We start from the raw sequence: 19,966 nt of genomic DNA, 5'->3' as shown, positions 1-19,966 counted from the left end.
TAGGACGACGATGTCTTCACGGACAGGTGCCCGACACCGCTCCCTCGGCTCCCTCCGTCTCTCCCTGATCCTCCTGGCGCTGGTCCCCGGCGTCACCCTCACCGCCATGTGGGGCGTGACGACGATCCAGATGTTCTCGGAGGGGCTGCGCCTGCGCGCGCAGACCGAACTGAGCCGGTCGACCGGCGCCATGGGCACCGAGACGACCCTCGCGCTGCAACGGGAGCGCAGCCTGTCGGCCGTGTGGCTGGCGACGCCCGGCGGTTCCCGCGCCCCGCTGGAGGCACAGCGCGGGAAGACGGACGCGGCGGTCGCCCGGCTGGTCGCCCGGGCCGACGACATCCAGCAGGCGCCCGCCCGCGTCCGGGAGCGGCTGTACTCCGTCGTCGCCTCGGTGGGCAGTCTGGAGTACTACCGCGGCCAGGTGGACGACCCCACCGACATCACCGCCGCGCAGGCGCTGGACCAGTACACCTCGGTCATCGACGACCAGATCCACGCCTTCCGCGAGCTGTCCCAGGTCGACGACGGCGACCTCACCTCGCGGGCCGGCCCGCTGGTCGCGCTGGAGCACGCGGCAGAACTGGTCTCCGAGGAGGACCTGTACCTCACCCTGGCCTGGCCCGGGCGGCGGCTGGACGAGAAGGAGTGGGCCGCGTTCACGCAGAGGGTGAACACGCGCCGCTGGCTCGTGCAGGACCAGATCCTGCCCGCGCTCACCGGCTCGGCGAAGACGCGGACCGAAAGGATTCTGCAGAGCGAGGAGTGGCGGACCCTGGAGTCGGTCGAGGACAAGGTGCTCGCGGCCCGGGCGAAGCGGAGCGAGCACGGCGCCGTCCCGCTGCCCGACATGCGGGAGCAGTGGCGGACCGCGCTCGTGGAGGTCTCGGACGCGTACTCGGTGCTGATCCGGCAGCAGACCGCGGAGCTGCTGGAGGACAGCGCGGAGGAAGCACGCGGGTTGCTGGTCAAGGCCGCCCTGCTGAGCGCGGGGGGCCTCGTCGCCCTGCTGCTGTGCGTCGTCATGTCCTGGCGGATCACCCGCTCGCTGTCCCGGCGGCTGCGCGGACTGCGGATGGCCACGCTGAGTCTGGCGCACGAACGGCTCCCGGAGGTGGTCAGCCGGCTGGACCGGGGAGAGACTGTCGACGTGGACTCGGCGACTCCGCCGCTGGACTACGGCGACGACGAACTCGGCCAGGTGGCCGAGGCGTTCAACACGGCGCAGCGCACCGCCGTGCACACCGCGGTCGAACTCGCCGACACCCGGCGCGGTTTCCAGAAGGTCATCCTGGGCATCGCCCGGCAGAGCCAGAACCTGGTCAACCTCCAGCTGAGCAAGCTCGACGCGCTGGAGCGCGCGCACCAGGACCCGGACGTCCTCAAGGGCCTGTACGAACTGGACTCGACCGCCAGCCAGTTGCGCCGGTACGAGGAGAACCTCGTCATCATCAGCGGCGGCCGGCCCGGGCGCAGCTGGTCGCGGCCGGTGGCGCTGATCGACATCCTGCACGGCGCCGTGGGCGAGGTCGCCGAGTACCGGCGGGTGGAGGTGCACACCGAGGAGGAGGTGTCCATCGCGCCTCCCGCCGTGGCGGACGTGATCCACCTGCTGGCCGAACTCCTCGACAACGCGACCTCGTACTCGCCGGCGCCGAGCCCGGTCGCCGTGCGGGCGGCCATGGTGGTCAAGGGCCTGGCGATCGAGGTCGAGGACCGCGGCCTCGGCCTGTCCGAGGAGGACTACGCCTCGTTCAACGCGCAGTTGGCGGCGCCTCCGCAGTTCGACGTGGTGGCGCTCGCCGGCGACCTGCGGCTGGGCATGTTCGTGATCGCCCGGCTGGCCACCCGGCACGGCATCGCCGTGACCCTGCGGCCCTCGCCGTACGGCGGCACGACGGCGATCGTGCTGCTCCCGCACGACATCGTGGTCCGCGAGGCGCCCGACTCCCTCTCCCCGGAGGCCGGGACCTTCCGGGCGCAGCCGAGCGCCGGTTCCGCCGAGCCGCAGGCACGGCTCGCGCCGGCCGGGCGGGCCGGGTCCCGGACGCCGCCGGAGGCGTCCGGCGCCGGGCAGGTCGCGGCCCTCCCGAAGCGGAAGACGTCCCTCGCGGCGCGGGACACCGCCGATCCGGCGCACGACGCGTCCCCCGCCGAGGACGGCGCTCACGGTGCCCGCCCCGACGACTCCGCGGCCCCCGCCCGCCCCGGCGGCCTCGTTCCCCTGCCCCGCAGGATCCCGCAGACCAGCCTCGCCACCGAACTGCGCGAGGATCCGGCGTCCGTCGCGGAGGACGCCTTCCCCGGCGACTTCACCGCGGAGCGGGCGGCCTCCTCCCTCGCCGGCTTCCAGCGCGGCACGCTGCGCGCACGCCACGACGACGGAGCACCGCCGTCCGGCTCCGGGGACGACACGGACGCCGTGCCGGCCCCCGGTCCGCCGCCCGCCACCCCGACCACCACCCCGCCCGCCGACCGCTCGTGAAGGACACCGCCATGACGCACTCGATCCCCGCCACCGACACCCAGCTCGACCAGTTGCTCTCCGGCCTCGTGGACCGGGTCGCCGACGTGAACCAGGCCGTCGTGCTCTCCGAGGACGGGCTGGTGGTCAGCAAGTCGATCGGGTTCCTGCGGGAGGACGCCGAGCGGCTGGCGGCGACCGCGGCCGGCCTGATGAGCCTCAGCAAGGGCGTCAGCATGGACTTCCGCGGCGGGCCGGTGCGCCAGGCGCTCATCGAGATGGCCCACAGCTACCTGATCCTCAGCTCGGCCGGCCCGGGCGCCCACCTCGTCGTGCTGACCGGTCCGAACGCGGACGTCGGCGTGGTGGCGTACCAGATGAACATGCTGGTGAAGAAGATCGGCGAGCACCTCAGCGCGGCGCCGAGGACCGGGGTCGGTCCCGCCGCGCGCACCCACGGGGGGTGAGGTGAGCGGAGGCGACGAAGCGGGCCGGCTCGTGCGGCCGTTCACCCTCACCGGTGGGCGGACCCGGCCCGGCCGCGCCGACTTCACGCTCATCACGACGGTGACCGCGGTGGAGCCGCCGCCCGGGCGGGCCGTGCGGCCGCAGCCGGAACACACCCGGATCCTGCGGCTGTGCGCCCGGCCGCTCGCCGTGGCGGAGCTCGCGGCCCGGCTCGACCTGCCGGTGAGCGTGGTCGTCATCATGCTCTGCGACCTGCTGGACGCGGGCCTGATCACGGCCCGGCCGCCGCGTTCCGTCGCCGGCGCCCCGGACCTGGAGCTGCTGCAGAAAGTGAGGGACGGCCTTGGCCGGATCTGATCCCACCGCCACGCCGGCCGCGGGGCCCGACACGGTGAAGATCCTCGTCGCCGGCGGCTTCGGCGTCGGCAAGACCACCATGGTCGGCTCGGTCAGCGAGATCGCGCCGCTGCGCACGGAGGAGCCGCTGACCGTCGCCGGGCTGGGCGTCGACGACCTGCGGGGCATCGAGGAGAAACGGGCCACCACCGTGGCCCTCGACTTCGGGCGGATCACCGTCAGCGACGATCTGGTGCTGTACCTCTTCGGCACCCCCGGCCAGCAGCGGTTCTGGTTCATGTGGAACGACCTGGCCCTCGGGGCGCTGGGGGCGGTGGTGCTGCTCGACGTGCGCCGGCCGGAGACCAGTTTCGCCGCGATCGACTTCTTCGAGCGCCGGGGCATCCCGTTCGTGGTCGCGGTCAACGGCTTCCACGGACATCACCCCTATCCACCGGAGGAGATCAGGGAGTCGCTGGCGCTGCCGGAGGACGTACCGGTGCTGCTGTGCGACGCGCGGGAGCGGGAGTCGTGCCGGGACGTCCTGATCGCGTTGATCGACCGGCTGATCGCCCGGGTCGCCGGCTGACGGGCTGACGGGCTGACGGCCGGATCAGCGGGCTCCCGCGGCCCGCAGCACGGCGGCCGTCCGCGGGTGCGGTCCCGCCGCCGCCCACTGGAGCGGTGTCCACCCGGTGCCGTGGTCCTCCCGGAGAGCGGGGTCGGCGCCGTGGGCGAGGAGCACGCGGACCGTCTCGACGTGGCCCCAGCAGGCGGCCGCGCACAGGGGTGTCCCCTCGGCGCCGGGGCCGGCGCTCTCGGCGTCGGGCGGGGCGCCGGCCGCGAGCAGCTTGCGGGCGATGCCGTCGGCGCCCTGGACGCAGGCCGCGTACAAGGGAGTCGTGCCGTCGGCGTCGGGGGCCGCCGGGTCGGCTCCGGCCCGCAGCAGCCGGTCGACCAGGCGGTCCTCTTCGCACATCGCCGCCGCGACGAGGCTCTTCGCCAGCTTCTTGCGCCGTCTTCTGTTCACGGTCGCCGAGCCTAGGGCCTGTCCGGCGTGTGATCGCCGTGTTTTCCCGTGGCCGGCGCACGGCTGGACGGCGGGAAACCGCCAAGCGTGTCCCAGTGATTGACCTGTTCCCGTCACACCCCTACGGTCTGACCGATTCATCGAACCTCGTTCGGGATATCGAATCCCGGATGTCCGTCCGCACCCCGCCGTGCGCCCAACGGCCCCCGCACCCCGTGGAGAGCACATGACCCCCACCCCGTCCCGCCGCCTCTTCCTCGGCGCGGCAGCATCCGTCCCCCTGGCGCTGACCCTCGGCGCCCCGGCCGCCCGCGCGGCCGACTCGGCGTACGTGATGGCGTACTTCACCGAGTCGACCAGCCTGGGGCTCGGCACCGACTACGGCCTCCATCTCGCCGTCAGCACGGACGGGCTGGAGTGGATGCCGCTGAACCAGAACAACCCGGTGGTCACGCCCACCCAGGGGGCCGGCGGTCTGCGCGACCCGTTCGTCCTGCGCAAGCAGGACGGCACCTTCGTGGTGCTGGCCACCGACCTCAAGGGCACCGACTGGAGCTACAACAGCCAGTACATCCACGTCTGGAACTCGGCCGACCTGCGCACCTTCACCGGCTACCACCGCCTGAAGCTGCACGACATGGTCACCCACAGCTGGGCCCCGGAGGCGTTCTGGGACGCGGGGCGCGGCCAGTACGGGATCCTCTACTCGTCGGTGAACTCCAGCGGCCACAACGTGATCATGGTGAACTACACCACCGACTTCGTCACCGTCTCCGCGCCCCAGGTCTTCTTCGACCCCGGCTACGACGTCATCGACGGCAATCTGACGGTCGGGGTCAACGGGGTCAACTACCTGTACTTCAAGAGGGACCAGGGTCTGGTCGGCGCCCGTTCCACCTCCCTCGCCCCGGGCAGCTTCACCCCCTTCAGCACGCCGGCCGCGCACGGCGGCACCGAGGCGCCGACCGTGGTGAAGTCCCTGACGTCCACCACCTGGTACCTGTGGGGGGACACCTACACCCCCAACGGCGTCTTCTACGCCTGGCAGAGCACCGACCTGGCGTCCGGCACCTGGACGGCGCTCGACCAGCGCCGGTACACCCAGCCGGTCAACTCCAAGCACTGCGGCATCCAGCCGATCACCTCGACGGTGTACGACAACCTGGTCGCGAAGTGGGGCGCGCCGGCCTGGAACCGGCTCAAGTCGTACAACTACCCGGCGCGGTACGTCCGCCACGCGAACTACGTGGGCCGCATCGACGCCTACCCCTTCGACCTGTACACCGACGCGCAGTGGAAGCTGGTGCCGGGCCTGGCGGACGCCTCCGGCGTCTCCTTCCAGTCGGTGAACTTCCCGACCCGCTACCTGCGCCACTACGACTACGAGCTGCGGCTGGACGCCAACGACGGCACGTCGGCGTTCGCCGCGGACGCCACCTTCCACCGCACGGCGGGACTGGCGGACGCGAGCTGGTCGTCGTTCCGGTCGTACAACAACCCGACCCGCTACCTCCGGCACGCGAACTACGTGCTGCGCATCGACCCCGTCTCGACGGCGACCGAGCGGCAGGACGCCACGTTCCACGTCGGCTACTGAGCCGGGGTCCGCCCGGTCACAGCTCGGCGAGCACCGGCAACAGGCCGGCGGCGGCCGCCACGTCCCCCGTCAGCGGGCGGTCGTCGACACCGCCCGGCAGGGCGGCGTCCGCCACGGTGAAGGCGGCCACCCGCGGCGCCGCGGGGTGCAGGCGCAGCGCCCGTACGGCGGTGACGAGTTCGCAGGCCAGGACGGTCGTGTAGGCGTCCGTGGCGCGCAGGGTCTGGCGGGCCGCCTGGCCGGCGAAGCTGGCGGCCTCCTCCAGGCCGTGCGAGAGGACGGCGTGCCCGCAGGAGGCGGGGGCCGCGCCGGCGCGCAGTTCCGCGAGCGCGGAGTGGGCGGTGTACTCCAGGATCATCGTGCCGGAGCTGCTCGCGGGGCCCGCGGCGAGGAAGGCGGGCAGGCCGGTCAGCCCGGGGTCGCCGAGCGCGGCCAGCCGGGCGGTGGAGAGCTGGGCGGTCTGGAGCAGGGCGAGGTTCGCGGCTTCCAGGGCGTGGCCGAGGGGCGCGGCGAAGAAGCCGCCGTGGTGGTAGGCCTCGGTGCCGCCGGGCAGCACGACGGGGTTCTCCGAGGGGCAGTTGATCTCCACCTCGACGACCTCGCGCAGCCGCTCGGCGGCGTCGAGGGCACAGCCGTGGACCTGGGGGAAGGCCCGGAAGCCGTAGGGGTCCTGGATGCGGCGGCCGGGGGCGGACGGCCGGTCGGGCAGTCCGAGCAGCCGCCGCACCTCACCGGCCGCGCGGGCCGCGCCGGGGTAGGGCCGCAGGGCGTGCACCGGCGCGGCGTACGCCTCCGGCGAGCCGGAGACCGCGGCGAGGGACAGCGCGGCCACCGCGTGCGTGGCCCGCAGCAGCACGTCGAGCGCGGACCGGCCCAGCGCGGCCTGCGCGAGCGCGAGGGCGTTGCTGCTGAGCAGGGCGAGGGCGTCACCGGGCCGCAGGACGACGGGCGCGGGGAGGCGGCCGGACCGGACGCGGACGGCCGGGCCGGCGTCCCCGCGGCCGCCGTCCGCCCGGTTGTCCAGCCAGTCGTACAGCCCGGCGGTCCCCCGGCCGTCCACGAGACCGTCCCCGCCGGGACGCACGGCCGGCGGGGCTCCGGACCGGGGCGCCGCCCCGCCGGCCGGACCGGCGTCGGCGCCCGGTCCGTCCGCGGTGCGGCCGCCCTCGCCCCCGGCGGGCCCGGGGTGCGGGCCCGGGTCGCGCCCGCCGGGGCGTGCCGCGGCCGGGCGGTCGTCGAGCCAGGGGCGTTCGCCGATCAGGGTCAGGCCGGTCTGGGCGAGGGCGGTCAGGTCGCCGGTGCCGAGGCCTCCGTACTCGTTGACGGCGGGGTGGACGCCCAGGCGGAGGGCCTCGGTGAGGGCGTCGACGAAGTCGGGATGGATGCCGGAGCCGCCGGCCAGGAGCTGGTTGGCGCGGATCGCGAGCATCGCGCGGACCTGGCGGGCGGGCAGGAGGGCGCCCGCGCCGCCGGCGTGGCTGCGCAGCAGCCGCAGGCCGTGGGCGGTCTCGTCGTCGCGGTCGACGGTCACCGCGCGGTGGGCGCCGACGCCGGTGCCGCGGCCGTACAGCCGGCCGCCCGCGGCCAGGCGCCGGGCGGTTCGCCAGGAGCGTACGGCCCGTTCGCGGGCCTCGGGGTCCACGGCGGGCACGGCGACGCCGTCGGCGAGCGCGATCAGCTCGCCGACGGTGAGGGTGGTGCCGTTCAGGACGATCCGGGTGGCCTCCGGGGCGGGAGGCACCTGGGCCGGTCCGGGTGCTGTCGTGTCCAACCCGGGAACGTCAGCCGAGGCCGACCGACTTCAGCCACGCCTTGGCGACGTCCAGCGGGTCCTTGCTCTCCAGCTGCACCTGGTAGTCCAGGTCCAGGAGCGTCTTCGTGTCGAGCTTGGCGGAGACCGCGTTGAGCGCGTCGACGCCCTCCTGGGGGAGCCCGCTCTTGTAGACCAGCGGGGTCACGTTGGCGAAGCCGAAGAGGTTCTGCGGGTCGTTCAGGACGACGAACTTCTCCTTGGTGATGGTCGGGTCGGTGGTGAAGATGTCCGCCGCCTGCACGGTGTTCTTCTTCAGCGCCGCCTGGGTCAGCGGGCCGCCGGCGTCGAGGGCCTTGAAGGACTTGAACTTCACGCCGTAGACCTTCTCCAGGCCGACCATGCCCTGCTGGCGGGTCTGGAACTCGGGCGAACCGCCGAGGACCAGCTCCGGGGCGACGTCCTTGAGGTCGGCGAGGGTCGACTCGGCCGTGAGGCCGTACTTCTTCGCGGTCTCCTGGTTGACGGCGACGGAGTCCTTGTCCTCGGCGGGCGAGGACTCCAGCAGCGTCAGCTTGGCGTCGAGCTTGGCCTTCGCGGCCGCGTTGACCGCCTCGGCGGACTTCTGCTCGGCCTTGGGGTCGAGGTAGGCGAGCAACGAGCCGTTGTACTCCGGCAGGACGGTGAGGGAACCGTTCTTGAGCAGGCCGTACGTGGTCTCGCGGCTGCCGATGTTCGGCTTGTAGGACACCTTGATGCCCTTGGCCTTGAGGGCCTCGCCGTAGATGTCGGCGAGCAGGATGCTCTCGGCGAAGTTGTTGGAGCCGACGACGACCGTGCCGCCGTCCGCCTTGTCCCCGGCGAGCGGGTCGGACGCGTCGTCGGAGGAGGAACATCCCGCCAGCAGGGCCGTCGTGGCGGCGAGCACGACGGCCGCCGCACCGGGGTGGTTCCTGAGGGACCTGCTGCTGTGGGCGTTGGAAGTCACGGTTCCCGTTCCGGGCTCTGGAGGTCGATGAGGGAGGAGCAGAGGGAGGGGGCGGCAACCGGAGCCGAGAACCCCCGACCTGATCCAATCCACCCTCTTCTCGATGCGTCAAGTGCCACCGGGTCACCGATTGGCTTCTATTCGTGACCGGTTGTGTTCTGATGGGGCTGCGCTTCGTAATGGATTCTTGACGTGGGGCCACGCCCATCACCGCACAAAGAAGCGATATCGTCACGGCAGTTGACGTCGGTCACACAGCGCGCACGCTGCAACACCCCGATGAAGGAGGCCCGGTGTCCACGAACCCGGTGGACGCGCCCGCCCGCCCGGCAGCCGCGTCCGCCCGCCGGGGACTGCGGGGCTTCGCCGACCGGTGGCCTTTCCAGCGCAAGCTCAACGTTCTCGTCGGCGTCCCGCTGACGGTGATCGCCCTGCTCCTGACGTACCTCATCGTCGACCTGGTGCAGGAGTCGAACCGCGCGGAGTCGGCCGCCCGGCTGGTGCGGGACAGCGCCCACGTCGCCGAACTGGTCGCGGCGGTGCAGGCCGAACACCAGCAGGCCATCCTGCTGTCGGTGCGGCACGAGGCGTCCTTCGACGGCGGCACGCCCTCCTCCTCCACGTACCGGGTGGCCCAGCTCGACGTCGACAGCCGGGTCCAGAAGGTGCGCGACGCCTTCGGCGACCGGCTGCCGGCCGGTGAGGCGCAGGCCCTGCGCGAGGTCGAGGGTCTCGCCGGCCTGCGCAGCACCATCGAGCAGGGCTACCTCCCCGCCGACAACATCGACCCGGCGTACGCCGGCGTCGCCGAGGGCCTGATCGACGGACTCGGGCTGGACCACAACTCCGCGCTCGCCACCACCTTCACCGGCAACCTGCTCGACTCGCTGCTGCGCGCCGACGCCGCCCACGGTGCCTTCGAGACCGGGGTGTTCTCCGCCCGGACCGGCGACAGCAACGCGCTCATCGAGTTCATGGGCGCGATCGGCTCCCGGAAGGTGTACACCTACCAGTCGGAGCGCTTCACCCGGTTCGCGACCGAGGCGCAGGGCGAGGAGCTCGGCGGCGTCGAGCACAACTCCGCGATGGCGACGATCGGCCAGCACTACGCCGAACTCGCCGTCGACTCCAGCATCCTCCAGTCCGGGTCCCCGGCGCAGATCCGCACGACGTTCCGCGCGGCGCTCGACTCGTACCACCTCTACAACGAGCAGGCGGAGACCCGGCTGGAGATCACCGGGTCGCTCATCGGCCAGATCGCCGACCGGGCCGACGAGGCCGCGTCCAGCGCCGAGTGGCGGGCGAGCCTGCTGCTGAACGTGGCACTGCTCGGCTTCGCCTTCTGGATCGCCTTCGCCGTGCTGGTGCGCCGCTCCGTCGTCCGCCCGGTGCTGGCCCTGACCGGCGCCGCGCAGGAGGTCGCCGACGTCGCCGGGCGCGAGCTGGCCCGCGTGGCCGACGACGACGCCGAGGAGAGCGGGCCGCCGCGGCTGCGCGAGCTGCCGGTCACCGCCGACGACGAGATCGGTGAGCTCGCCGAGGCCTTCAACAACGTCCAGACCACGGCGGTCGCGCTGCTGAAGCGCCAGGTGCTGAGCCGGCGCAACGTCGCCGAGATGTTCGGCAACGTCGGGCGCCGCGTGAGCAACCTGACGAGCCGCCAGCTCTCGCTGATCGACGCCGTGGAGCGCGGCGAGACCGACCCGGCGCTGCTCGAACGCCTCTACTCCATCGACCACATCGCGGTCCGGCTGCGCCGCAACGCCGACAGCCTGATGCTGCTGGCCGGCATCCGCGAGACCGTCCTGGACTCCGGACCGACCGCGCTGACCAACGTGGTGCGCGCCGCGCTCGGCCAGATCGAGGGCTTCCAGCGGGTACGGCTGCACGCCGGGACCGAGGTCATGGTGGAGCCCGACATCATCGGCGACCTCACGCTGATGTTCGCCGAACTCCTGGAGAACGCGGTGTCGTTCTCGCCCGAGGACAGCCCCGTCGAGGTCGGGGTCGACGCCGGCGACGACGGAGCGACGGTCACCGTCGCCGACCACGGCCTGGGCATGAGCGCCGAGCGCCTCGCCGAGGAGAACGCCCGCCTGGTCCGCCGTGAACGCCTCGACCTCGTTCCGACGAAGGTGCTCGGCCTGTTCGTGGTCGGCGCGCTGGCCCGCCGCTGGGACGTCGACGTCACCCTGTCCCGTACGCCGGGCGGCGGTGTGACGGCGGAGGTGTCGATCCCGTCGGCGCTGCTGCTGACGCCGAGCGGGATGGGCGTGCCCGGCGCCGGTGCGGGGTCGGGGACCTCGCCGGCCCGCGACGCGCTGCCGTCCCCGGCGGCGCCGGACGCGCGGTCCGCCGCCGGCACCGCCTCCGCCGGCCCGTCGCCGTCGGTCTCCGTACCGTCCTGGGCGGTGGACGCCCGGGAACCGGGACCGCTCCCCCGCCGGGTCCCCCGGCGCGAGCCGGCCCCGGCCGAGGAGACGGGTGCGCCGCGCATCCCGGGACAGCGCACGGAGGAGCCGCCGGCCCACGCCCGGAGCGAGACGGACGCCGGGCAGCCCGGTTCCCCGGCCCGTACCCGGACGGAACCGTCGCTCGGCACCGGCGCCGACGCGGGAGCCCCCGCGACCGACCACGCCGGGACCACCGCGTCCGGAGAGGCCGTCGAGCCCGCCGGGACGCACACCGAACGACCGGCCGACCGAGACGGGACGGACGCGGGAGCGCCCGCGCCGCACGACCGCACCGCCGCGGGCGACCCGGGCACCGGAGCGCCCGGCGGCCGGGGCGAGGCGGACGCCGGAGAGCCCGCACCGGACGACCGCCCCGCCGCGGGCACCCCGGGCAGCCCCGGCATCCGGCCGGCCGCCGCCGTCCACGCCGAGACGGGCCCCGAAGCGCCCGCGCCGCACCACCGCACCGCCGCGGGCGACCCGGGTGCCGGAGCGCCCGGCACCCGGCCGGCCGCCGGCGGCCGGGGCGAGGCGGACGCCGGGGAAGCCGCGCCGCGCTCCCGCCCCACCGCGGGCGCCCCCGACGCCCGGCCGACCGCCGAGCGCCCCGTGGCCGGCGCCGGAGAGCCCGTGCGCGACGCCCACGGCACGGCCGTGCCCGGCGCCGCCGCCCCGGCCGACGGGGGGTCCCGGCCGCTGCGGCGCCGCGTCCGGGGAGCCACCCTGCGGACGACGGCCGACGCGGCCGCGCAGCAGGCCGCGCGCCGCGCCGTGCGCCCCGCCGACGCGGACGCCGTGCGCAGCGCGCTGGAGGAGTTCGAGGCGGCCGTGGAACGCGCCCACCGCGACACCGGCGGCGGCACGGGGGAGCATCCCCGTCCCTCCGCCCCCCGCACCACCGAGCAGGACGACCGGAACGACCACCGGCCCACGCAGTGCCAGAACCATCTCCCGGAAGGAGCCGAGCAGTGAGCACGTCGACAGGTGAGACTTCCCCGGGAGACACCACGCCGACCGACCTGCGGGCCGCCGCAGCCGACTTCACCTGGCTGCTCAACCGCTTCGCCACCGAGACCGCGGGGGTCGTGGACGCCATCGCGGTGTCCTCCGACGGCCTGCTGATCGCCGTGTCGGAGCTGCGCGAGCACGCCGACTCCGAGCGGCTGGCCGCGATCGTCTCCGGCATCACCAGCCTGGCGGCCGGCGCCTCCGGCAACTACGGCCTGGGCGGCCTGAACAAGGTCATCATCGATCTGGAGGGCGGTCACGTCCTGGTCTCCGCGATCGGCAGCGGCGCCGTGCTCGGCGTGGTCACCGACAAGGAGGCCAAGCTGGGCAACATCGCCTACGAGATGACCGTGTTCGCCAACCGCGCGGGCGCCGCGCTCAGCCCGCAGCTGGTACTGGAGCTGAAGAACAGCGTCGGCGCCACCAGATCGCGCTGACCCCCGGCGCCGTGGAGACCGACGGTCCAGAGAGGAAGCGAGCCACCGATGGCGGACGGCCGCACCCCGCACGGCCCCGGCGAGGACGGCGCCGTACCGGCCGGCCCGGCGTCCGCCGTCCGGCCCTTCCTGGTCACCGCCGGCCGGGTGGCGGGCGCGGGTGAGACCGCGTCCGGCCGGACGATGCCCGTCGAGACCCAGCTGGTGGCCACCGCCGCCGGGCTCGACGCGCTCGACCGGCTCTCCTTCGAGCAGCACGACATCGTCGCCGCCTGCCGGCAGCCGCAGTCCATCGCGGAGATCGCGGCCCGGCTGCGGCTGCACCTGAACGTGGTGCGGGTCCTCGCCGAGGACCTGCGCACCGCGGGGCACCTGTCGGTGCACGTGCCCGACACCGGCGCCACCCACGACGCGTCCGTGCTGCGCAGGCTCATCGATGGCCTCCGCGCCATCCCCGACTCCCGGGGGGTACTCCGTGACTCCGACTGAACCGCTCGTCCGGCCCGCCGGCGGGCAGCCCTCCGTACCGCCGCCGCTGCCGGTGAAGCTGGTGATCGCGGGCGGCTTCGGCGTGGGCAAGACCACCGCCGTCGGCGCGATATCCGAGATCGAGCCGCTGACCACCGAGGCCGCCATCACCGAGGTCGCGGCGGGGGTGGACGACCTGAGCCACACCCCGCGCAAGACGACCACCACGGTCGCGATGGACTTCGGCTGCATCACCATCGACCCGACCCTGAAGCTGTACCTGTTCGGCACGCCCGGCCAGGAGCGGTTCGGGTTCATGTGGGACGACATCGTGGAGGGCGCGGTCGGCGGGCTCGTCATCGTCGACACCCGCCGCCTCGACGACTGCTACGCCGCCGTCGACTACTTCGAGCACAGGCGGATCCCGTTCGCGGTCGCCGTGAACGCCTTCGACGGCCGTGTCGAGCACACGCTGGAGGAGGTCCGCTGGGCCCTCGACGTCTCCGAGGGCGTCCCGGTCCTGGTGTTCGACGCCCGGGAACGCGGCTCGGTCCGCGACGCCCTGCTGGTCGTGCTGGAGCAGGCGCTGGCCCGTACCGAGGGGTGAGGGGCTCCGTGCGCGGACCGGTGGACGCGGGGAACAGCCTCGGTCCGCGGGCCGGTGGGCACTGACACGCGTCGCGACGAGCGCACGATCACCGACCCGTCCGCCCCGCACGACCCCACGCCCTCCGGCTGCAGCCACACCCTCCCCGCACCCGGCGAACTCGTCCTCATCTCCGGGGTGGGACTCGGCCTCGAACACGTCGTCCGGCTGGGCTCGTTCGTCGTCGACCACGACCCCGGCAGGCCGGCGGCCCCCGGCAAGGCCGTGCACGCCCGGTCGGGCGAGCGTCTGCCGGCGCGGACGCTGAGCGGGGTGGACGCCGTGGCGGTCCGGCCGGCCTGATCCGAACGACAGACCCTAGTTGCTCCTGCGCACCCCCGCCGACACCGCGACCCGTCCGGCCGCCCAGAACAGCGCGAGCGTCACGAGGGCCAGCGCGGCGACCAGGGTGGCGCCGCCCACGACCTTCTCGTAGTCGCGCTGGTAGAGGCCGTCGACGATGTAGCGGCCGAGGCCGCCGAGGCTGACGTAGGCGGCGATGGTCGCCGTGGAGACGATCTGGATGGCGCCGGAGCGCAGGCCGCTGAGGACCAGCGGGAGCGCGGCGGGGAGTTCGACCCGGAAGAGGATGCCGGCCTCGCTCATGCCCATGCCCCGCGCGGCGTCCACCGGCGCCGGGTCGACGGAGCGCATCGCCTCGTAGGTGGTGACCAGGATCGGCGGGACGGCGAGGACGACCAGCGGGGTCATCACGTTCACCAGGCCGAACCCCAGCAGCAGGGTCATCAGCACCAGCAGGCCGAAGGTGGGCAGCGCCCGCCCGGCGACGGCGATCAGGGCGAGGGCGTTGCCGCCGCGCCCGTAGTGACCGGTGACGAGGCCGACCGGCAGGGCGATCGCGGCGGCGACGGCGAGCGCCTCCAGGGTGTACCGGACGTGCTCCCCCACGCGCGTGGGGATGCCGTCGTAGCCGTGCCAGTGGGCGCCGTCGCCGAAGAAGGCGCTGATGAAGTGGAGCAGGTTCACCGGGCTGCGTCCTTAAGGGCTGCGGCGGCCGGCTCGGGCCGGCCGGCCTTCGGTGTCTTGCCCGCCCGGCGCGGCATCCACGGCGTCAGGAGCACGCGGACGACGACCAGCAGGCCGTCGGCGAGGATCGCCAGGGCGGCCATGCTGAGCACGGCGTTCACCGCGAGTTCGGGCCGGTTGTAGATGTTCGCGTCGTTGATCAGGTTGCCGAGGGCGCCCTGGTTGCCGATGAGGGCGCCGATGCTGACCAGGCTGATGCTGGAGACGGTCGCCACCCGCAGCCCCGCGATGATGGCGGGCACCGAGATCGGCAACTGGACCTGGACGTACCGGCGTACGGGTCCGAAGCCCATGGCCGTCGCGGCGGCGAGGGTCTCCTGCGGGACCGAGCGGACGGCGTCGACGATCGCGGGGACCAGGACGACGAGGCTGTAGACGGTGAGCGGGATCATCACCGTGAGCTCGGTCTGGCCGGTGTAGTCGATGAGGAGGACGAAGAACGCCAGCGAGGGGACGGCGTACAGCACGGTCGTCACCCACAGCACCGGCGGGTACAGCCAGCGGAAGCGCACGCACAGCTGGGCGAGGGGCAGCGAGATCACCAGCCCGGCCAGCACCGGCAGCAGGGCCTCGCGCAGATGCAGCCCGACCAGGCCGAGCCAGCTGTGCTGGAGGTCGCTGGGGATGTCGAAGAAGCCGTCGAGGAAGCCGCTCATCCGAGGGCCTTCGTGGGCTCGCCGGGCCGGCTTCCCGCGGCGTGGGCGCCGCGGATCGCCTCGCCGATGGTCTGCTGGGAGACCACGCCGGTCACCCGCCCGCCGTCGTCGACGGCGACGGCCCAGCCGGTCGGCGACAGCACGGCGCAGTCGAGCGCGGACCGCAGCGAGTCGGCGCCGGCCACGAACGGCCGTCCGTACGGCAGCAGCCGGCCGGCGTCGATGCGGCCGGCGGTCAGGTCTGCCGGCTCGCCCCAGCCGAGGGGCTTGCCGTCGACGTCGGTGATGAGGAGGCAGGGGGCGTTCGCGGCGGCCCCGCGGGCGGCGATCTGCTCGGCGCTCGCGTCGATCGCGACGATCGGCGCGGTGAGCAGGTCCAGGCCGGCGGAGGAGAAGAAGGACAGTCTCCGGATGCCGCGGTCGGCGCCGAGGAAGTCCTCGACGAACGCGTCGGCGGGGTCGGACAGCAGCTCGGCGGGCGGCGCGAACTGGGCGAGCCGGCCGCCGGTGCGCAGGACGGCGACCATCGTGCCGAGCTTGACGGCCTCGTCGATGTCATGGGTGACGAAGACGATGGTCTTGCCCAGTTCGCCCTGGATGCGCAGGAGTTCGTCCTGCAGTCCCTTGCGGACGACGGGGTCGACCGCGGAGAACGGCTCGTCCATCAGCAGCACGGGCGGGTCGGCGGCGAGCGCCCGCGCGACGCCGACGCGCTGCTGCTGCCCGCCGGAGAGCTGGTAGGGGTAGCGCTGGGCGAGGGAGTCGTCGAGACCGACCCGCTTCATCAGCTCACGGGCCCGCGCGCGGGAGCGGTCCTTGCCCCAGCCGAGCAGGCGCGGCACGGTGGCGATGTTGTCGAGGATCGTGCGGTGCTGGAAGAGACCGGCGTTCTGGATGACGTATCCCATGGACCGGCGCAGGGTGTTGACCGGCTGCCGCTGGATGTCCGCGCCGTCGAGGAGGATCCGGCCCTCGCTGGGCTCGACCATCCGGTTGATCATGCGCAGGGTCGTCGTCTTGCCGCATCCCGAGGGGCCGACGAGGACGGTGATCGAACGGTCCGGGATCTCGAGGGAGAGCCGGTCGACCGCCACCGTGCCGTCCGGGTACCGCTTGGTGACTGAATCTATCCGTATCAAAACGCCGAATACCCTTCGGGTCTGGCAAGTTCTGCCCGCTCTGGGCCATGCACGTTCGGGCCGTTGCGGTTCGGGTCGTTGCGGGGAGAGTCTAGACCGCTTGTGTTGCGGGGGTCTTGACGGCCGAGGGCGGCGCGGACGTCCTCCGCCCGGCGTTCACCACGCGGTGCTCACCACCCGGTGTTCACCAGATCAGCAGCCCCCCGCCGAGCCGTCGGGCGTGACGCGCGCTCGCCTCGATGCGGTCCAGGCGTCCCGCGATGTGGTCGGCGTGCTGCTCGACCGTCCGGTCGGGGCGGCGGGTCTCCCGGGCGAGCTCCGTCAGGTGGGCCCGCACCAGGGCGACTTCGGCCAGGAAGGCGGGGATCTCGTCGGGGGCGACCACATCGCCGTGGTGGACGCTGACCAGGGCCGGGAGGAACCGGGCGCCGATCCGGCGGATCGACCGCGAACCCCACACCGCGGTCCGCCACGACTCGGGCCCGGCCAGGTCCATCCCGTCGGGCCGGCCGTCCCTCTCCCCGGTCAGGACGTCGATCTCGCCGTCCTCCCGCAGGAGGAAGACTTCACTGCTCAGGCTCATCGACGCAGTCGACCACACCCGCCCGCTCCCGGTCGACGCGCATGCGCCGGTGGACGTCCTGCGGGTCCGGCGGGTCGGGGGACCCGTGGGATCAGTCGCCCCCGCCGCCGCCCCCGCAGGACGAGCCGCCTCCGCAGGAGGAGCCCCCTCCGCAGCCGTACCCGCCGCCGTCCCCCCAGCCGCCCCGGCGCCGGCGCCGTGACCGCCTCCTGCTTCCGCACAGCGGCCCGACCACGAAGATCACGACGAGCGCGAACCCCACGATCATCAGGAATTCCATCTCTCCTGCCCCCGTTCCTCACGATGCGGATCCATGTGGCGGGGGAATGCCCCGCGGGGACGACGCGCCAATCACGACTTGAGGAACTCGAGAGCTTGGGCGCGGATCACGCCGCCGCGCCCTCCCCGGCGGCCGGGAAGCCCGGCGTGCGCAGCACGCCGCCGCCGGCGACCACCGCGAACACCTCGCAGCCCTCCCGGGACGCCGCCCACTCCGCGCCCTGGGCGCCCAGGGCGAAGGCGGCCGTGGCGACGGTGTCGGCCAGGGTGAGGGTCGGGGCGACGACGGTGAGGCTGTCGAGGCCGGTGGCGGGCAGCCCGGTGCGGCCGTCGAGGATGTGGTCGCCGCGCTCGTAGCGCGCGGAGGTGGCGACCGCCGCGTCGGTGAGCGAGAGGACGGCGCACAGCTTGTCGGCGGCGTGGGGGTGCCGTACGCCGACCCGCCAGGGCCCGCCCGCGACGACCACGTCACCGCCGGCGTTGAGGCAGAACCGGGTCAGGCCGGCCCCGGTCAGCAGTTCCGCCGCCCGCTGCACCGACCAGCCCTTGACCACCGCGCAGGGGTCGAGGCCGCGGCCGGGCAGCCGTACGTCGAAGGCGCCGCCGGTGGCGACGCGGTACTCCTCGCACAGGCCGAGCACCTCGGCGAGGTCGGCGCTCACCTCGTCGGCGGCCAGCTCGCCCCGGTCCAGCCGGGACACCTCGCTGCCCTCCTTGAAGGGGCTGAACCGCTCGTCGGTCTCGCGCAGCCAGGCGAAGACGGCGTCCGCGACGCCCTCCGGCACCCGCTCGTCGTCGACGCGCAGCGAGACCGGGAAGCCCATGACGTGCTCGACCCGGTGCACGTCAGGCGCCCTTCGCGTCGATCGCGGCCTGGAGCGACTCCCGGTAGCCGTCGCTCGTGACGGTCGCCCCGGACACCGTGTCGACGTCCGCGCTCTGCTCCTGGAGCGTCTGCGCGATCAGTTTCGGCACCGCCGCCGCCGTCTGCGGGTGGTCCGGCTGCTTCAGCATCTCGACGGCCGTGATCCTGTCGCCGTCGTAGGTGATCCGGACCTGGACGTCGCCCTTCTCGGTGGTCACGGTCGTCCCGGTGGACGTGGACGTCCCCGGGGAGGAGGCGGACGCGGACGGCGCCGGGGCGGCGACGGAGGTGGTGGTCGAGGCGCCGGTGGACGGCTCGTAGCGCCAGACGGGGATCAGCCCCGCCACGCTCAGCACCAGGACGGGTACGGCTCGCTTCACGATGTCTTCCTCATCCCGCCAGGCTGAAGCGTTCGAAGTGGATCTGGTGCTTGGGCACGTCCAGCTCGCGCAGGGTGTCCAGCACCGCCTTCATCATCGCCGGCGGACCGCACAGGAAGACGTCCCGGTCGGCGATGTCCGGGACGAGCGCGGCGAGTTCGCGCGGCGCCAGCCGGTCCGGCACCGGCGGCCCGGTGACCAGGTGCAGTTCGGCGCCCTTGGCGACGGCCAGGTCGCGCAGCTCGTCGTGGAGGACGGCGTCGCGCTCGCCGCCCACCCGGTGGATGACGACCGCGTGCCCGTCGATCTCCTCCAGCAGCGCCCGGATCGGCGTGACGCCGACGCCGCCGGCGATGAGGAGGGAGTCGGGGCGGGTGCGGTGCATCGCGGTGAAGGCGCCGTAGGGGCCCTCGGCGAAGACGCGGGTGCCGGGCTCGAGGTGCCTCAGGCCGGCGGAGCCGTCGCCGGCCGCCTTGGCGGTCAGGCGCAGCCGGGTGCCGTCGGGCGCGGCCGACAGGGAGAAGGGGTTCGCCTGCCACCAGCGGTCCCTGGTCAGGAACCGCCACAGGAAGAACTGGCCGGCCCGGGCGGGCAGCCGGTCCAGGTCGCGGCCGGTGATGTAGACGGACACGACGTCGTCCGACTCGGGGACGACCTTCTCGACGCGCAGCCGGTGGCGCCGGTTGCGCCACAGCGGCAGGACCGCCCGGCCCAGGACCAGCGAGCCGAGGGCGACGCCCCACAGGCCGTACCAGTACGCCGTGGCGGCCGGGGACGCGGTGAACGTCGTGCCGACGGCGACCTGGTGGGTGAAGGCCAGGACCACGGCGACGTAGGTGTAGAGGTGGAGGAAGTGCCAGGTCTCGTAGGCGAGCCGGCGGCGGGCCCAGCGGGCGGAGACACCGCCGACGACCAGCACGAGGCCGAACGCGACCACCGCGCGCAGCACGCCCTCGACGGTCCCCGCGAGGTCGACGAGCTGATCGACCGGGCCCGTCGAGGAGGACTCGGCGTAGCCGAAGGTGAGGAAAACCACGTGGCCGACCAGCGTCCACAGCAGGCCGAAGCCGGTCCAGCGGTGCCAGTTCGTCAGCCGGTCCATGCCGATCCGGCGGTCCAGCCAGGGCAGCCGGGCGACCAGCAGCAGCTGGAAGGCCATCAGCAGGGCGGCGTAGAGGCCGGCGAACCGGCCCAGCACGACCAGGGCGTTGGAGGCGAAGCCCGCCTGGACGGCGAGGAGGGTCACGACGGCCGCGTTCGCGGCCAGCACGGCGTACAGCCCGGTGCGGGCCACTGTTCGGGGACGTGTCGCCGTGGGGGGCGTGGGGGGCGGTTGGACGGTCGTCACGGACGGAAACTCCTCGATCGGGTC

20 protein-coding genes are annotated in these 19,966 nt (G+C 73.7%); 10 read left to right on the top strand and 10 right to left on the bottom strand.

Annotated features, from left to right (window positions below):
* The first annotated feature begins 10 nt into the window (after positions 1-10).
* Genes ACH4F6_RS17495 through ACH4F6_RS17480 form a run of 4 tightly spaced genes read left to right on the top strand, consistent with a single transcriptional unit; the run spans position 11 to position 3,857 of the window.
* Positions 11-2,485: a nitrate- and nitrite sensing domain-containing protein gene (locus ACH4F6_RS17495; protein ID WP_397961040.1), complete on the top strand. Its 2,475-nt coding sequence runs from the start codon at positions 11-13 to the stop codon at positions 2,483-2,485.
* Positions 2,486-2,496: 11 nt separating this feature from the next.
* Complete coding sequence (locus tag ACH4F6_RS17490; RefSeq protein WP_397961039.1) at positions 2,497-2,931, top strand: roadblock/LC7 domain-containing protein; 435 nt, start codon at positions 2,497-2,499, stop codon at positions 2,929-2,931.
* A 1-nt stretch (position 2,932) separates the two neighbouring features.
* Positions 2,933-3,289 (top strand): DUF742 domain-containing protein, encoded by a 357-nt coding sequence (locus ACH4F6_RS17485; protein ID WP_397961038.1) that lies wholly within the window; start codon positions 2,933-2,935, stop codon positions 3,287-3,289.
* Positions 3,276-3,857, top strand: a complete 582-nt coding sequence (locus tag ACH4F6_RS17480) for a GTP-binding protein (RefSeq protein WP_397961037.1) — start codon at positions 3,276-3,278, stop codon at positions 3,855-3,857. The genes ACH4F6_RS17485 and ACH4F6_RS17480 overlap by 14 nt, the downstream gene beginning before the upstream one ends.
* A 24-nt stretch (positions 3,858-3,881) precedes the next feature.
* On the opposite strand, the gene ACH4F6_RS17475 is transcribed toward ACH4F6_RS17480, so the two are convergent.
* Positions 3,882-4,298 carry an ankyrin repeat domain-containing protein gene (locus tag ACH4F6_RS17475; protein ID WP_397961035.1) on the bottom strand — a complete coding sequence of 139 codons (417 nt, stop codon included), beginning with the start codon at positions 4,296-4,298 and terminating at the stop codon, positions 3,882-3,884.
* A 226-nt stretch (positions 4,299-4,524) separates the two neighbouring features.
* Between ACH4F6_RS17475 and ACH4F6_RS17470 the strand changes: the two genes are divergently transcribed.
* Entirely contained in the window at positions 4,525-5,895 is a 1,371-nt protein-coding gene (locus tag ACH4F6_RS17470) for a glycoside hydrolase family 43 protein (RefSeq protein ID WP_397961034.1), read from the top strand.
* 16 nt (positions 5,896-5,911) lie between these two features.
* Here ACH4F6_RS17470 and ACH4F6_RS17465 read toward each other — a convergent pair whose 3' ends face one another.
* The gene (locus tag ACH4F6_RS17465; protein WP_397961032.1) at positions 5,912-7,666 is read right to left on the bottom strand and encodes an aromatic amino acid ammonia-lyase; all 1,755 of its coding nucleotides are present in this window, start codon (positions 7,664-7,666) and stop codon (positions 5,912-5,914) included.
* Between the two features lie 10 nt (positions 7,667-7,676).
* A complete protein-coding gene (locus ACH4F6_RS17460; protein ID WP_397961030.1) occupies positions 7,677-8,633 on the bottom strand; it encodes an ABC transporter substrate-binding protein in 957 nt (318 codons plus the stop codon).
* Between the two features lie 293 nt (positions 8,634-8,926).
* Between ACH4F6_RS17460 and ACH4F6_RS17455 the strand changes: the two genes are divergently transcribed.
* The 5 genes from ACH4F6_RS17455 to ACH4F6_RS17435 are packed head-to-tail and all read left to right on the top strand — an operon-like array spanning position 8,927 to position 13,948.
* On the top strand, positions 8,927-12,058 hold the full coding sequence (locus tag ACH4F6_RS17455) for an ATP-binding protein (protein ID WP_397961029.1): 3,132 nt from the start codon (positions 8,927-8,929) through the stop codon (positions 12,056-12,058).
* Entirely contained in the window at positions 12,055-12,531 is a 477-nt protein-coding gene (locus ACH4F6_RS17450) for a roadblock/LC7 domain-containing protein (protein ID WP_397961028.1), read from the top strand. The genes ACH4F6_RS17455 and ACH4F6_RS17450 overlap by 4 nt, the downstream gene beginning before the upstream one ends.
* Positions 12,532-12,579: 48 nt before the next feature.
* The gene (locus ACH4F6_RS17445) at positions 12,580-13,020 is read left to right on the top strand and encodes a DUF742 domain-containing protein (RefSeq protein WP_397961027.1); all 441 of its coding nucleotides are present in this window, start codon (positions 12,580-12,582) and stop codon (positions 13,018-13,020) included.
* Positions 13,007-13,606 carry a GTP-binding protein gene (locus ACH4F6_RS17440; protein WP_397961026.1) on the top strand — a complete coding sequence of 200 codons (600 nt, stop codon included), beginning with the start codon at positions 13,007-13,009 and terminating at the stop codon, positions 13,604-13,606. Before ACH4F6_RS17445 ends, ACH4F6_RS17440 begins: the two co-directional genes overlap by 14 nt.
* A gap of 54 nt (positions 13,607-13,660) precedes the next feature.
* Positions 13,661-13,948, top strand: a complete 288-nt coding sequence (locus ACH4F6_RS17435) for a hypothetical protein (protein WP_397961025.1) — start codon at positions 13,661-13,663, stop codon at positions 13,946-13,948.
* A gap of 15 nt (positions 13,949-13,963) precedes the next feature.
* On the opposite strand, the gene ACH4F6_RS17430 is transcribed toward ACH4F6_RS17435, so the two are convergent.
* The 7 genes from ACH4F6_RS17430 to ACH4F6_RS17400 form a co-directional block, all read right to left on the bottom strand.
* Positions 13,964-14,632 carry an ABC transporter permease gene (locus ACH4F6_RS17430; RefSeq protein ID WP_397961024.1) on the bottom strand — a complete coding sequence of 223 codons (669 nt, stop codon included), beginning with the start codon at positions 14,630-14,632 and terminating at the stop codon, positions 13,964-13,966.
* A complete protein-coding gene (locus ACH4F6_RS17425; RefSeq protein WP_397961023.1) occupies positions 14,629-15,348 on the bottom strand; it encodes an ABC transporter permease in 720 nt (239 codons plus the stop codon). The genes ACH4F6_RS17430 and ACH4F6_RS17425 overlap by 4 nt, the downstream gene beginning before the upstream one ends.
* Positions 15,345-16,487, bottom strand: a complete 1,143-nt coding sequence (locus ACH4F6_RS17420) for an ABC transporter ATP-binding protein (protein ID WP_397961022.1) — start codon at positions 16,485-16,487, stop codon at positions 15,345-15,347. Before ACH4F6_RS17420 ends, ACH4F6_RS17425 begins: the two co-directional genes overlap by 4 nt.
* Positions 16,488-16,671: 184 nt before the next feature.
* Entirely contained in the window at positions 16,672-17,070 is a 399-nt protein-coding gene (locus tag ACH4F6_RS17415) for a hypothetical protein (RefSeq protein WP_397961021.1), read from the bottom strand.
* 386 nt (positions 17,071-17,456) lie between these two features.
* On the bottom strand, positions 17,457-18,194 hold the full coding sequence (locus tag ACH4F6_RS17410; RefSeq protein ID WP_397961020.1) for an FAD:protein FMN transferase: 738 nt from the start codon (positions 18,192-18,194) through the stop codon (positions 17,457-17,459).
* 1 nt (position 18,195) lies between these two features.
* A complete protein-coding gene (locus ACH4F6_RS17405) occupies positions 18,196-18,594 on the bottom strand; it encodes an FMN-binding protein (RefSeq protein ID WP_397961019.1) in 399 nt (132 codons plus the stop codon).
* Between the two features lie 10 nt (positions 18,595-18,604).
* Positions 18,605-19,942, bottom strand: coding sequence for a ferric reductase-like transmembrane domain-containing protein (locus ACH4F6_RS17400; protein ID WP_397961018.1), 1,338 nt, complete (start codon positions 19,940-19,942; stop codon positions 18,605-18,607).
* Positions 19,943-19,966 lie beyond the last annotated feature (24 nt).

It is taken from the genome of Streptomyces sp. NPDC017936 (assembly GCF_044328485.1).
In the GTDB taxonomy this organism is placed as follows: Bacteria; Actinomycetota; Actinomycetes; order Streptomycetales; family Streptomycetaceae; genus Streptomyces.
The sequence above is the reverse complement of the archived record's forward strand: the minus strand, read 5'-3'. Positions and strand labels throughout refer to the sequence as shown.